Annotated in this window: 11 protein-coding genes; 2 read left to right on the top strand and 9 right to left on the bottom strand. The window is 72.5% G+C overall.

Translation table 11 applies throughout. The features are described from left to right. Window positions 1-246: 246 nt before the first annotated feature. A complete protein-coding gene (locus AB0C36_RS01125; RefSeq protein WP_358347349.1) occupies window positions 247-1,602 on the top strand; it encodes a pyridoxal phosphate-dependent decarboxylase family protein in 1,356 nt (451 codons plus the stop codon). 184 nt (window positions 1,603-1,786) lie between these two features. Then, entirely contained in the window at window positions 1,787-2,548 is a 762-nt protein-coding gene (locus AB0C36_RS01120; RefSeq protein ID WP_358347347.1) for a hypothetical protein, read from the top strand. A 157-nt stretch (window positions 2,549-2,705) separates the two neighbouring features. Here the strand turns inward: AB0C36_RS01120 and AB0C36_RS01115 are convergent, their stop codons facing one another. From AB0C36_RS01115 to AB0C36_RS01075, 9 genes are all read right to left on the bottom strand, one after another. Beyond that, window positions 2,706-3,995, bottom strand: coding sequence for an ABC transporter substrate-binding protein (locus AB0C36_RS01115; protein WP_358347344.1), 1,290 nt, complete (start codon window positions 3,993-3,995; stop codon window positions 2,706-2,708). Continuing rightward, window positions 3,992-5,203 (bottom strand): branched-chain amino acid ABC transporter permease, encoded by a 1,212-nt coding sequence (locus tag AB0C36_RS01110; protein ID WP_435838956.1) that lies wholly within the window; start codon window positions 5,201-5,203, stop codon window positions 3,992-3,994. Before AB0C36_RS01110 ends, AB0C36_RS01115 begins: the two co-directional genes overlap by 4 nt. After that, on the bottom strand, window positions 5,196-6,086 hold the full coding sequence (locus AB0C36_RS01105) for a branched-chain amino acid ABC transporter permease (protein ID WP_358347341.1): 891 nt from the start codon (window positions 6,084-6,086) through the stop codon (window positions 5,196-5,198). The genes AB0C36_RS01110 and AB0C36_RS01105 overlap by 8 nt, the downstream gene beginning before the upstream one ends. Continuing rightward, window positions 6,083-7,006, bottom strand: coding sequence for an ABC transporter ATP-binding protein (locus AB0C36_RS01100; protein ID WP_358347338.1), 924 nt, complete (start codon window positions 7,004-7,006; stop codon window positions 6,083-6,085). Before AB0C36_RS01100 ends, AB0C36_RS01105 begins: the two co-directional genes overlap by 4 nt. Beyond that, window positions 7,003-7,995, bottom strand: coding sequence for an ABC transporter ATP-binding protein (locus AB0C36_RS01095; protein WP_358347335.1), 993 nt, complete (start codon window positions 7,993-7,995; stop codon window positions 7,003-7,005). Before AB0C36_RS01095 ends, AB0C36_RS01100 begins: the two co-directional genes overlap by 4 nt. 242 nt (window positions 7,996-8,237) lie before the next feature. Beyond that, the gene (locus AB0C36_RS01090) at window positions 8,238-9,629 is read right to left on the bottom strand and encodes a PucR family transcriptional regulator (protein WP_358347332.1); all 1,392 of its coding nucleotides are present in this window, start codon (window positions 9,627-9,629) and stop codon (window positions 8,238-8,240) included. Between the two features lie 228 nt (window positions 9,630-9,857). Further along, window positions 9,858-11,396: a N,N-dimethylformamidase beta subunit family domain-containing protein gene (locus AB0C36_RS01085; protein WP_358347329.1), complete on the bottom strand. Its 1,539-nt coding sequence runs from the start codon at window positions 11,394-11,396 to the stop codon at window positions 9,858-9,860. Window positions 11,397-11,540: 144 nt separating this feature from the next. Then, window positions 11,541-13,085 (bottom strand): ABC transporter substrate-binding protein, encoded by a 1,545-nt coding sequence (locus AB0C36_RS01080; RefSeq protein ID WP_358347326.1) that lies wholly within the window; start codon window positions 13,083-13,085, stop codon window positions 11,541-11,543. A 100-nt stretch (window positions 13,086-13,185) separates the two neighbouring features. After that, on the bottom strand, window positions 13,186-14,148 hold the full coding sequence (locus AB0C36_RS01075; protein WP_358347323.1) for a zinc-binding dehydrogenase: 963 nt from the start codon (window positions 14,146-14,148) through the stop codon (window positions 13,186-13,188). Window positions 14,149-14,253 lie beyond the last annotated feature (105 nt).

The following is a 14,253-nucleotide window of genomic DNA, read 5'->3' as shown; positions in this document are numbered from 1 at the left end:
CCATACAGGTTTTCTGTACAGGCTTGATTTATGGGCGGCCCTCCGTCGGCCGGGGGCATTTCCGGCCGCGCGCGGTTGACTTTCGGACCGCGCCACGGGTTACGCTCCCAAGCCGATCCCACGACCCGAACACGCGGTTCCGCACGCCCGCCCACACCCGGGGCGGGCGTCCGTGTGCCCGGGGGCCAGCACCGCCGACGCTGCGCGACCCGCAGACGTCCGCCCTCCACGGAAGCCCGGCTGCCGATGTCGATGCACAGCTACGACCCCGCCCTGACCGACCTGGTCTTCGCCTACATGCGCGAGCGCCTCCAGCTCGACCCGGTCCCGCTGGACCACCCCGGGGACAAGGACAAGCTCGACCGCGTGCTCGCCGGCCTGCTGGGCGAGCAAGGCAACGACCCCGCCGACGTGATGCGCCTGTACGCCGAGCAGCTCGCCCCGACCGTCATCTCGTGCGACAGCCCCCGCTTCCTCTCCTTCATCCCGGCCGCGCCCACCAAGGCCGCGCTGCTGTTCGACATGGTCGTGTCCTGCGCTTCGCTCCAGGGCATCTCGTGGCTGGAGGCGTCCGGCGCGATAGCCGCCGAGAACCAGGTCCTGCGCCTTCTCGCCGACCTCGCCGAGATGCCGGCCACCGCGGGCGGCTGCTTCGTCTCCGGCGGATCGGCCGCGAACCTGTCCGCGCTCGTCGTCGCCCGCGACACGGGACGCAGCGCGCGCGGGCTCGGCGCGTACGACCGCATCCGCGTGGCCGTCTCCGACCAGGCGCACTCCTCGGTCACCAACACGCTGCGCATCATCGGCGCGGAGGCCCTGGTCGTCCCCACCACCGACCACCGCCTCACGGGCGAGGCCCTGGGCGCCGCGCTCGCCGCCGACCCGCACCCCCACGACGTGGCCGCGGTCGTCGCCACCGCCGGGACCACCAACGCCGGGATCATCGACGACCTGGCCGGCATCGCCGACGTGGCGCGCGAGTACAACCTCTGGTTCCACGTCGACGGCGCCTACGGCGGAGCCGGGCTGTTCGCGCCCTCGGTCCGGGCCAGGTACGCCGGCGTCGAGCACGCCGACTCGCTCGTGATCGACCCGCACAAGTGGCTGTTCGCGCCCTTCGACTGCGCGGCGCTGCTCTACCGCAACCCCCACCTCGCCCAGGCCGTGCACACCCAGGACGCCAGTTACCTGGACGTCCTGCACACCGACGAGAACCAGGTCTGGAACCCGACCGACTACGCACACCACCTGACCCGCCGGGCCCGCGGCCTGCCGCTGTGGTTCTCGCTCGCGGTGCACGGCACCCGCGCGTACACCGAGGCCGTCGAGACCGCCCTCACCCTCGCCCGGGACACCGCGGCCCTCGTCCGCGCCACGCCGCACCTCGAACTGGTCCGCGACCCCGAGTTGTCCGCCGTCGTCTTCCGCCGGACCGGCTGGACCGCGCAGGACTACACCGCATGGTCCGACCGCCTCCTCGCCGGCCAGGTCGGCTTCGTGACGCCGACGGGCTGGGAGGGCGAGACGGTGGCCCGCTTCGCGTTCCTGCACCCGGGCACCACGATGGCCATGGTGCGCGAGATCCTGGACACGACGGCCTGACGGGTGCCCAGGCCCGACGGGCGGCGCGGCCCGACGGGCGGCGCGGCCGTGCGGCGAGACGGTCGGCAACGGACCCCCGGGCCGGTGTCCTGATGTCCTATCAGGTCACGCCGGAGTGACACGTTCGAGCCAATCCGTCCGGTGTGCCTGCCTCGGGGCGGCCGCCTCCCCGAGACTGATCACCGTGCATGTCGAGGTGGTGACCGACCCGGGCTCGAACTCCAGCGGTCCGGGCGACGCGGGCGGGGAGGGGACGGGCGTACGCGACCCGTTCCGCGACGAGGCGGCCGTGTCGCCCGCGGACGCCCGGTCGCGGCGCCGCGACCGGGTGTTCGCGCTGGCCACACCGGAGGCCGCGGTGGTGACGACGACCGCTTTCGTACACCGCACCTCGGTCGAGGGCTGCGGGCACGGAACGGGCTGGTACATCCGGCGGTTGGGCGCGCACCTGCTGACCCGGCTCGTCGACCGGCCCGAACGCCCGGTCGCCGACTGCCTGTCCGACGCCATCGCGGAGACCGCGGCGCTGCACGGCGGGCGCTGCGACCTGGCGCTGCACGGCACACCGACCGCGTCGGTGGTCGCCGTACGCCTCACCGAAGGCCGCCTCGACCACCTGGTCCTCGGCCCCGGCACGGTCCTCATCCGCCGCGACACGACGGTGCGCGCGGTCAGCGACCCCGGCGGTACGCGCCATGCCGCGGGTGCCCGGCCCTCGGCCGCCGCCGGTGCCACCTGGGGCAGTTCGGGGTGCCGCGGAGTGCACACCCTGGTCCTGCTCAACGGCGGCGCGGTCGAATCGCTGCCGGCCGCGCTGTGGCCCGACACCGTACGGCTCCTCGAGGACGTCGGCGCGCACGGGCTGCTCGCCCACATCCGCTCCACCGAGCTGCGAACCGCCGCACCGCACCGGCCGGTCGGCGTCGTCCTCCTGCGTCCCGCCTGACGGGCGACCGGAGTTCGGGCGCCCGAGGGAACACGGCGATCCCGACGGAGCACGGCGATCCCGGACGCAACTGTGGGCCGAACCCCGGGGGGTTCGGCCCACAGTCACCGCGTCACGACCGGGCGGAACGGTCCGCCCGCCCGCGCCGCGGTGCGGTTCAGCCCGCCTTGGGCAGCGTGTACGTCTTCGCCTCAGGCGCCTCGAAGGCCTGCTCGACCGTCGCCAGGCCACTGGCCTTGCTCTTGTCGACCTTCAGGATGTACGTCTGGTACGACGGCGGCTTGTCCGGCGACGAGAAGTCCAGCTTCGCGCCGTAGCCGAGGTCGAGTGAGGCGTTCTTGCGGTGCGCGGCCACGACACCCGCGGGTGTCAGGTCGCCCGCCTGGCAGGCACCCTTGAGCGCCTCACCGAAGATGGCGGCCGTGGAGAAGCCGGACAGCACACCCTGGTCGATCGGCTGTCCCGGGTACTCCGCCGTGTAGTCGGCGACCAGCTTGGTCAGCGTCGGCAGCTCGCTGTTGATCGACGGCACGGGGCTCGTCACCAGCAGGCGCTGCTCCATGGCCCCGGCGACCGCCGGGATCGCGAGCAGCTGCGGGTGGAAGCCGACCGAGTGGGCGAGCACCGGCACCTTGAGGCCCGCGGCCTCGGAGGTGGCCATGATCGGGCCGACCTGACGCGGGCTCGCGCTCACGATGATCGCCTTGACCCCCGCCGACTTCAGCGCGGTGATGGCCGCGGTCATGTCGGAGTCGGTGGGCTTGATCTTCTGCTCGACGAGCGACAGGCCGGCGGCCTGCGCCGCGTACTTGGCGCCCGCGAAGCTGTTCGCCCCGAACTCGTCGTCCGCGTAGATGTGGCCGACCTTGTCGCCGGCCGCGAGGTTCGCGGTCCGCTTGAGGTACGAGACGCCGTTGATGATCTCGACGTCGTACGTCGTCGCGGTGACCTGGATGGTCTTCTTGCCCAGCAGCGTGGACGGCCACGCCTGCGGCAGCGTCAGGATGCCCTCGCGGTCGATGTCGTCCTGGAGCTGGGTGACGATCGCCGAACCGATGAGCTGCGAGATGCCGACGACGTTGCCGGACAGCTCGGTGTACTGGGTCCGCGCCTTCTGCGGGTCGTAGGCGTGGTCCTTGACCTCCAGCTTGACCTGCCGGCCGCAGATGCCGCCCTGCCCGTTGATCTGCTTGAAGTAGAGCGCCTCGGCGTTGGTGACACTCTTGCCCAGCGGCGCGAACGGCCCGCTCATGTCGGTGAGTTCGCCGACCTTGATCTCCGAGGCCGTGACGCCGGCACCGGTCTTGACCTGGCCGGACGAGCCGGACGCCCCCGCTGGCGGGTTCGTCGTCTCGTCGTCGTCGTCCTTGCTGCTGCACGCGGTGGCGGTCAACGCCAGGATGGCGAGGACCGCTGCCGCGGTTCTGGTGCCCTTGCGTGACTTCACGAGACTGCTCCTTGGGGCTCCTGGGAACGGGAACGGAACCGGGACCATGAACGGGCCGGGACACGCGCTGAGGGTTTCGGTGCACGCGGGCGCCGCCTCGCCAGCCCGGCCAGCCCGCCGGGAGCGAAGAGCAGCACCAGCACGATCGCCGCGCCGTACAGGTATCGCGCCGCCTCGGTGGGGCCGACGCCGTCGCCGCCGGACTCGACCACCAAGGGCAGCGAGGCGGCGTAGTGCGCGAAGAGTTGGGGCAGGACGGTCACGAAGACCGCGCCCGCGACCGCGCCGCCGACCGACCCGAGCCCGCCGATGACGATCATCGCCAGGTAGTCGATCGACAGGGCGAGCCCGAAGTACTCGGGGATCACGCGGCCGAAGATGAGGGCGAGCAGCACGCCGGCGAGACCGGCGTACATCGACGAGACCACGAACGCCATCGAGCGGTAGCGCGCGACGGGCACGCCCATGACCGCGGCGGCGATCTCGCTGTCGCGTACCGCGCCCAGCGCCCGCCCGGGGCGGCCGCGCAGCAGGTTGCGGGCCAGCAGGATGCCGACGACGAGCAGCACCAGGGCCAGGTACCACAGGCGTTCGTACGCTCCGAACTCGACGCCGAGCACCTTCAGTTCGTCCGGGTCGCGCTCGGACAGCGTGAACCCGAAGAACTCCATGGGCTCGGCCGCGCGGCCGTTGTAGCCGCCGGTGACGCTGTGCGCATTGATCATGACGTGCTCGCCGATGAAGACCAGCGCGAGCGTCGCGATGCCCAGGTACATGCCGCGCAGCCGCCCGGAGATCGGGCTGAAGATGCCGCCCACCACACCCGCGAACAGCACCGCGAGCACGAGCGCTACCGTCGGCGGCAGGCCCAGCCCGTTGATGTCGTGGGTGCCGCTGCGGCCGGACTCGCCGGAGAAGAACATGTAGCCGTACGCCCCGACCGCGAGGAAGAAGGCGTGTCCGAGGGAGAGTTGCCCGGTGGTCCCGGAGAGGATGTTGAGCCCGATCGCCCCCAGTGCCGCGGCCATCGCGAACAGGCCGGTGAGCAGCCAGAAGTCGGTCAGGTAGTAGGGCATCGCGGCCATCACCAGCAGCACCGCGACGATCAGGAGGTATCGCAGGAGCACGCCGGTCGGCGGACGCGTCACCGGAATGCGCGCGGAGTCGGGGGACTTGGCGGCCGGGTCCGCCGCGGGGAGGTCAGACACGGCTCAGTTCCTTCGACCCGAGCAGCCCGGTGGGCCGCCACAGCAGGATGAGGATCATGACGACGTAGGGTGCGACCCCGGAGACGCCGCCCCCGAGGGCGTCCAGGTCGCTCTGGTAGCCCGCCGCGAGGGCCTCGCTCAGACCGATCAGCATGGCGCCGATCAGCGCGCCCAGCGCCGAGTCCATGCCGCCGAGCACCGCCGCGGGGAACGCCTTCAGCGCCACCAGCCCCGTGGTCCGGTCGAGCCCGGGCGTCGGCGACGCGGTCAGGAAGACCGCGGCGACGGCCGCCAGCGCGCCGGCGATGCACCAGGCGATCAGCTGCACGCGCTTCATGCGCACGCCCATCAGCGCGGCCGCCTCGCGGTCCTCGGACGCGGCGCGCATCGACAGGCCCCACGAGGTGAACCGGAAGGCCGCGAAGAAGATCCCGATGAGCACGACCGCCGTGATGATGGCGGCGATGCGGGCCTTGGCCACGGTCGCGTCGCCGATCGTCACGGCGTCGCCGCCCCACGGGTCGCCGAGCGAGAGCTTGTCGGACCCGATGCGGCGCACCAGTTCGGTGGTCAGCAGGATGTCGATGCCGATGGTGAGGATCGTCAGTACGTGCAGCTCGACCTTGCCGAGCCCCCTGATGAACAGGGCTTCGATCAGTCCGGCCGCCACCGCGGTCACCGCCACGCCGACCAGCACCGCGAGGGCGAACCCGAGGTCCTCGTGCAGCTTGGCGATGACATAGCCGCCGAGCAGCAGCAGCGACGCGTGCGCGAAGTTCATCACCCCGGAGGCCTTGAAGATCACCACAAAGCCCAGGGCGATGAGGGCGTACACCGATCCGAGAGCGAGCCCGTTGAGGGCGATCTCGGAGAGCTTGGTCATTGCCGCTCCTCGTTCTCTCGCTGTACCTGTACGGGTGGTGCCGGCTGTGCGGGCGCACCCGCGACGGGGCCCGGGGCCTCGTCCCCGTCCTCGTCCTCGTTCCCGGTGCCGAGGTACGCGCGGATCACGGCCGGGTCCTGGCGGATCTGGTCGGGCGTCCCGCCCGCGATGCGGCGTCCGAAGTCGAGCACGGTCACCTCGTCGGCGAGCCGCATGATCAGGCCCATGTCGTGCTCGACGATCACGATCGAGATGCCGAGGCTGTCGCGTACCGCGGCGATGGCCTCGGCGGTGCGCTTGCGTTCGCCGCCGTTCATGCCGGCCACCGGTTCGTCGAGCAGCAGCACCTTGGGCTCCATGCACAGGGCGCGGGCCATCTCGACGCGTTTGCGCACGCCGTACGGCAGGAGCATGACCGGTGCGTCGAACACCGGTCCCAGGTCCAGGAATTCGGCGATCTCGCGGGCGCGTTCGCGGTGCCGGCGCTGCTCGCGCCGGGCACCGGGCAGGCTGAGCGCGGTGGAGGCGAAGCCCGACCGGGTCAGCACGTGTCGGCCGAGCATGAGGTTGTCGGCGACGGTGCCCTGGGTGAGCACGATGTTCTGGAACGTGCGGGCCATGCCCAACCGCGCGACGCGGTCCGGGCGCAGGCCGGTCAACTCCTGGTCGCCGAGGTGCACCGTGCCGCGGTCGGCGCGGTAGACGCCGGACAGCACGTTGAAGCACGTCGACTTGCCGGCGCCGTTGGGGCCGATGACCGCGTGGATGCTGCCGGGCGACACCGTGAAGCTGACCGCGTCGAGTGCGACCAGGCCCGCGAAGCGCACCGTGACGGCTCGCACGACCAGTTCGGGGACCGCCTCGTCGGCGTGCGCCGCGGGGTCCTGCACCTGGGCGGCGGAAACTCCGGAAGTCGTCATCCCCGCCACCTCCGCAGCGGTGCGCGCTGCCCGGTGGCCGCCGGGACCGCGGCGGCGGTCTCGGCGGTGCCGGTGGCGGCTGGTCCGGGACCGACGGGGCCGGTGCCGTCCGCGGCGGCGGTGTCGGCCGTCGCGGCCGTCACGGAGTGGTCGGCGTCGGCGTCGGCGTGGTCGGCCTCACCGAGGTACAGCCTGCGCACCTCGTCGGTGGCCGCGAGTTGTTTGGCGTCGCCGCTCAGGCGCACCTCGCCGACGTCCAACACGTAGGCGGTGTCGGCGAGATCGAGCGCGACGGCGGCGTTCTGCTCGACCAGCAGAACGGCTGTGCCCTGCCGGGCGATGTCCCGGACCACGGTCGCGATGCGGCCGACCATCTGCGGCGCCAGGCCGAGCGAAGGCTCGTCGAGCAGCAGCAGTTTGGGACCTGCCATCAGGGCGCGCCCGATCGCGAGCATCTGCTGCTCGCCACCGGACAGCAGCCCGGCCTGCTGGCTCTCGCGTTCCCCCAGCACCGGGAACAGTTCGAGTACGCGTTCGCGCGCCTCGCGGGCCCGTGCGGACCTGCGGCCGCCGGTCCCCAGCAGCCCGGCCTGCAGGTTCTCCGCAACCGAGAGCCCCGCGAACACCCGCCTGCCCTCCGGCACTTGCACGATCCCGGCACGTACCGCGGCGGCGGAGTCCTTTCCGCGCAGGTTGAGCCCGCGGTAGGTGATCGAGCCCCCCTCGATCGCTCCTGAGTGCAGGAAGAGTGTCCCCGATATCGCCCGCAGCAGCGTGCTCTTGCCGGCGCCGTTCGCACCGAGCACGGTGACGATGCCGCTCGCGGGCACCACGACGCTCACGCCGCGCAGCGCCTGCACTGAGCGCCCGTACGCGACGTGCAGCCTGTCGACGACAAGCGCGCCTTCCTGCGGAGATCGGGGGGCTGCCCCGCCCGTCTTGGGTGCGGGGTTTCTCCCCTGCGGAGGGTCCTGCTCCGCCCGTGCCATCCTGCCTCCTTCCTCGGACTTGTCCCTCAGAGCCGTGAAGTGACCGACACCACAACACGTGGCGGCATACAAGGTCCATACACACAAGGCAGAACAGGGCACCGGACCAACCGCGCCGCCGCGGGCTTGTGCAGCCGCACAGCACGTTCGGGCGGAGCGCGCCGAACCTTGTGAGTGCCCACAATCAGCCTCCTTTCGCCGCGCCGGGCGACAGCCCCGGTCCACGCCGTTGACCGGCGGGTTCACGGGCCGGCGATGCGGTACGCGTCCAAGGCCAACCCGAGCTCCACAAGATCGCGGGGCAACCCCAGGTCCCGGCCGGTGAGTTGCTCCAGCCGGCGCAGGCGGTTGAGCACGGTGTTGCGGTGGCAGAACAGCCGGGCGCCCGCCCGGGCCGCCGAACCGCCCGCGTCGAACCACGCCGCGAGCGTGCCGAGCAGCAGGTCGCGGTCGACCGGGTCCAGGGCGAACACCGCCCCGAAGGTGCGCGTGGCGAGCACGCCCGACAGGTCCGACTGGCACGCCACCATCGCGGCCGGCAGCCGCTCGTCCAGTCGCGCGATCTCGCCGTCGGCCGCACAGGTGCGCAGCGCGATTTCGGCCATGCGCCGGGCCCGTCCCAGTTCCGCCAGGCCGTCCACGACGAGTCCGATGCCGGCCCGCGAACTCCCGCCCGGGCGAAGAGTCTTCGCGAGCCCTCCGAGCACCTTGTCCTCGGCCGCGTCCTTGTAGAGCAGTGCGACCGCGAACTCCGCGTCGGCGCGTGAGCGCCACAGCAGGTGCGCCCCGTCGGCACCGGACGGGCGCGGTCCGTCGTGCTGCCCGGTGCCCGGTCGTGCGTGCCGCAGCATCACCACCGCGTAGCGGCCGTCCTCCGGCAGGTCGAGCACCGCCGAGGCCGCTTCGACGTCCGAGGCCTCCGCGTGGCCGTCGAGCAGGGCGTCCAACAGCGCGCGCGTACGCTCGTGGTGATGGCTGGTCAGCTCGTTGGCGACGCTGCGGTAGGCGTCGGAGACCACGGTCGAGTGGTTGTCGACGACCGTCCACACCGCGGTCGCGGCGTGCACCAGCTCGTGCACGTCCTGCGGTTCGCGCTCGATGGTGGTCTCGACGAGTTCCTGCCAGACGATCACCCCGCCGATGCGGTACGCGTGCAACAGCGCGTCCAGCGGCAGCCCCTGCTCGGCGCGGCGCCGGCCGTGCCGCCAGGTGTGCGGGCTGGGTTTGCCCTCGCCGTCGGGCGCGGTCAGCGCAAGGAGCGCGCTGCGCAGCGACTCGTGGCAGCCCTGCCACACCTCGTCCTGCGGCACCACCCCTTCGCGGTACGAGGCCTCGTGCTCGTACAGCGCTGCGGCCAACCGGTCGGTCAGCTGCGGCAGGCGTTCCAGCAGCGCCCGTGCGCCGCGCCGCAGGAGGCGGGTGTGCGCGCCTTCCTCGCCCGGCCGCGGCAGCGCCTCGTCGGGGACGCCCAGCCGGGCGCCCGCCACGAACACGGAGCCGGGCACCGGGGGATCGGTCGCGCGCGGACCGGACCAGTCCGCGTCGAGCGGTTCCGCGGTGGGCGGGGGTGGTTCGGTCGCGCCTTCTGTCGCGTTCGCGGGGCCTGTGCTTCCGGGGGGTCGCGCAACGTGCATCGTGCCTCCACCGATCGTGGACGGGACGCCGTGCAGGGAGCAGCGCCCTTAGCCTGCCATCGGGAGGTACCGGCATGGAGGTGTTGATGATGTAACGATTCGGCCGACGCCCGGACTCGGCGGCTCCGTTTTGCCCGGTTCCGCAACCCGGCCGACACGGATTCCGTGCGGGTTGCGGGTACGCTCCGCGCCGTTCCCCCGGGGCACCGCGGGGACCCGCGGGCCGGGTCAGCGCTCCAGGAGGCGACGGAAGAGATTCTCCGTCGCGCGGCTCGCCCGCGGGTCCGGAAAGCGCGGGTCGCCCAGTGCCTGAGGCCACCGGAAAGTCCCCGCGGTGAACACCAGGCCACCCGACGGGTTGCGGTGCAGCACACTCTGCTGGGTCCCGGAACTCCCGCGCGACGTCGTGTAGTTCGACTCGGCGACGAATACCGACTCGCCGCGCGGCGAGGCCGTTCCGCCGAACCTGCGGTCGGCCTCTCCCCACACCAGTCCGGGCAGCGCGTCGCCGTCGCGCACGCCGGTCCCCTCCCAGAACCAGTGCCCGGATTCGCGGACCACGAGCGGGTGCGCGCCCTTCACGACGCTGGCGTACTGGACCCCCAGCACCTCCTGCTCGGGGCGGTGCAGGTCGCGCCAGCGCACGGTCGGCCCGGGGGCGGCGCGATCGGACGACGAGTTGGCATTCTTGTGACAGCGCACAAGGCGCTCGGGCACGCCGGACGCCGACGCGTGCACGCGGACATGCCAATAGACGTTGTTCGCGGTGAGGAACGCGAGGCCGACACCGCCCGCCGCGGCCGCCTCGAGTACGTCCCGCATCTCCTGGGACCAGTACTCGTCGTGGCCGGGAAAGACCAGTGCCTTGTGGCGGAACGGGTCCACGCGGCCCGCGTGGAGGTCGAGGCCGGTCGCGTAGACCAGGTCGTAACCGCGCTCCTCGGCCCAGCGGATGAAGCCGTGGTCCAGGTCGAAGAGCTGCGGCAGCCCGCTCCCGGCGTAGGGCCGGTCGAAGGAGACGATCTTGGCCTTGAGCTTCGCCTTGGCCTTCCGCGTCGAGGGGTCCTGCCCGTAGTAGAGGCTCCGGCCGGTCTCGCCGTCCACCGGGTACTCGTTGTACGCCTGATATGTCGTCACCGGCATCACCACCAGGAAGTCGCCCTCCCGGTCCGGTTCGGTGACGGTGAACTGCACGTGGTTGCGGAACCCGTCGGCGTTGGTGAGCACCGCGACGTACGCGCCGCCGGGCCAGTCCGCCGGGATCTCGGTCTCCCACGAGACGTCCCAGTCGCACACCACCAGGCCGGTGCGCTTGTCGAGCCGGGGCGGCTCCTGGCGGCGGCCCGGCACACCCTCGACCCGGGTCACCAGCCTGCCGCCGGTACCGCCGTAGTGGCCCAGCCGGTAGACCTCGATCGAGAACGGCTGGTCGCGGTCGACCGACACTTTCAGCCGCAGTCGGCCGCCCACCGGAATGCCCGCCTCGGTCGCGAACCCCTTGATCTGCCCCGCGGCGTCGCTCGCGGTCTTCCCGCCGAGCCGCCAACCGGCGCTGCCCGCACGGGCGTTCTCGGCCGCGACGAGGCCGGGCCGGGACGGCAGCGCGAGACCGGGGCCCGACGGCCCCGAGGCGTGGCCGACCGGATTTCCGCCCGCGCGCTCGGCCCCCCGCCCGAGCAGGAAGAATCCCGCACCGGCGGCCGCCGCACCCAAGACGAGGCGGCGGCGGGCGTGTTGACGAGCGGGCGGAACGTCCTGGCCAGACATGATCAGAAGATATCCCGGCCGCACGGTTGCCACCGGCGTGCCACACCCGGCGGCGCGGCGACGGCCCGGAGGAGTGACAGGTCCGGCGCGCCCATGCCGGGCGGCCCAAGCCCCCGGCACCGCCCGGCGGTTCGCCGCGACGGTTCAGGAACGCAGGTGCAGGGTGGTCAGTTCGAGCCTGCCGAGCGCCATCTGCTTCTCGTCGATCGACTCGACCGAACGCGCCTGCCCCGTCAGGAAGCGCGGGTACACCGCCGGCACCATGACCGCGTCGCGCACCAGGATCTCGTTGGCGAGCGAGCACAGCTTCGCGCGGCGCGTCGCCTCGCCGACTGACCACGCCTCCGCGAGCAGCCGGTCGATCTCCGGGTTGCGGTAGCCGGTGTTGTCCGGGTGGTCGGACGCGGCGGGGGCCAGTACGTCGAATGCGGTGCGGCCCACCGCGTACGCCGGCCGGCGCAGCGACATAGCGAGGTCGAACTCCCCCGCGCCGCGCCGCTGCCGCCACACCGCCGGGTCCACTTCCTCGACCTTGGCGCGCAGCCCGAACGTGCCCCACTGCTTGGCCATGGTCTCGGCGGGCTTGAGCAGCCCGTCGCCGGCGCGCAGCAGCACGGTGAAGTCGACCGGGCCGGAGCGGCCCGACTCGCCCAGCAGCACGCGTACCCGGTCGGCGTCGACGGCCTCCGGGTAGGGCGTGTACGTCGGGTCCCATCCTTCGGTGGTGGGGCCGATCGGGCCCTGGCCCAGCACCGCGAACGCCTTGAAGTCCTGGTCGCGCACGAGCTTGCGGGGCGTGGCGGCGGCCAGCGCGCGGCGTACGGCGATGTCGTCGAACGGCGCTCGGCGCATGTTGAAGGCGGTCACGAGGTCCAGCGGCGAGGAGACCGCGTGTGCCTGCATGTCCTTGACCCCCTGCAGCGGCTTGAGCTGGTCGGCGGCAAGGCGCGGGTCGATGCCGACACGCTTGGCCTTCAGGTCGGCGACCCGGGCCGCCGGAGCTGCGACGACGCGGAACTCCAGGGCGTCGAGCGGCGCTTCGGCGCCGCGGTAGCGGTCGTTGCGGACCAGCCTGACCGTCTGCCCGGGGGTGATCGCCTCGGCGCGGAAGGGGCCGGTGCCGACCAGGGCCTGCGGGTCGGCGAGCGACGACTCGTGCGGGATCGGCAGGCAGGCGAGGAACTGGCGGAGGATGCCGAACGGCCTTGGCAGCTCTATGCGTACGGTCGACGGGTCGGCCGCGGTCGCGGTCGTGATGCGCCCGGCCAGGTAGGGCGCCCATTCCCCGGCGGTCTCGCGGGCGGACACACGCCGCAGGCAGGCCGCGACGGACTCGGCCGTGAAGGGCGCGCCGTTCGCGTACACCACGCCCTGCCGCAGCCGGACGGTCCACACGAGGCCGTCCGGCGAGACCTGCGGGTCGGCCGCCGCGAGCACCGGTTCGAGGGTCGTGTCCTCGCGGTAGCGGTACAGCGGCTCGACGACCGCGTCGGCGATCCAGCGAGCCTCCTCCGAGACGCCCTGGGCCGGGTTGAGCAGCGCGGGGTACTCGGGCAGCGCGACCACGAGCGTGCCTCCGGACCGCAGTTTGGGCGAGTCGCCGCCGCACCCGGACAGCGTCCCGCCCGCCGCGACCGCGAGGCCGGTCCCCGCGCCGAGGGCCAGGAAGCGGCGTCGGCCCAGTTCCATCCAGAGTCCTTCCGTACTGCTTGCCGGCTGCCGGGCCGGACCCGGGCGGGCGTGTCCGCCGACGACAGGGTAGGCGCACCAGGGTAGGGCGCCGCCGCACTCAGACGGTGAAGACGATCTTCCCGAACTGCTCGCCGTCGGCCATGCGGGCGAATCCCTCGCGGGCCCGGTCGAGCGGCAGCACGGTGTCGATCACCGGGCGCACGCCGGAGTTCGCGCACAGGCTGAGCAGCCCGGCCAGTTCGTCCTTGTCGCCCATGGTCGAACCGACGACGCGCATCTCCTGGAAGAAGATGCGGGTCAGCTCCCCGCGGGACGGGTCGGAGCCGCTGGTCGCCCCCGAGATGACCAGGCTGCCGCCGGCCTTGAGGCTGCGTACCGAATGGCTCCAGGTCGCGGCGCCGACCGTCTCCATCACCGCGTCCACGCGCTCCGGCAGGCGCTCGCCGGACGCGAACGCGCGGTCCGCGCCCAGCGCCACGGCCCGCTCGCCCTTGGCCGCGTCCCGGCTGGTGACCCACATCCGGTACCCGGCCGCCTTGCCGAGCACGACCAGGGCCGTGGCGACGCCGCCGCCCGCGCCCTGCACCAGCACGGTCCCGCCGGGGCGCACACCGGAATTGGTGAAGAGCATGCGGTAGGCGGTGAGCCAGGCCGTCGGCAGGCAGCACGCCTCCTCGAAGGACAGCTCCTCCGGCTTGGGCAGCAGGTTCCAGCGCGGGACGGCGACCTTCTGCGCGAACGTGCCGTCGTACTTCTCGGTCAGGATCGAGCGCGGCTCGTCGGTGCCCAGTCCGCCGATCACCGAGTGGATGACGACCTCATTGCCGTCCTCGTCGACGCCGGCCCCGTCGCAGCCCAGCACCATCGGCAGTTGCTTGTCCGTGATGCCGACGCCCCTGAGGCTCCACAGGTCGTGGTGGTTGAGCGAGGCGGCCTTGACGGTGACGGTCGTCCAGCCGGGCGGCAGCGGCGCCTCGGTGCCGGGCTCGGGTCGCTCCCCGAGCTCGAGACCGGACAGCGGGTCCTCGGGGCTGATGCGTACGGCGCTCACGGCGAACATGGCTGCGACCCTATCGAGAGGCGGTGGGACGTGCGGCTCCGGCCGTCGCCGAAGCCGTCGGAAACGCTCCTGGCGGGCGGTCCCCGACACGTGTCGGGGACCGCC

This window comes from Streptodolium elevatio, from assembly GCF_040649515.1.
GTDB classification, from domain to species: domain Bacteria; phylum Actinomycetota; class Actinomycetes; order Streptomycetales; family Streptomycetaceae; genus Yinghuangia; species Yinghuangia elevatio.
This window is presented reverse-complemented; position numbering and strand designations above follow the sequence as displayed.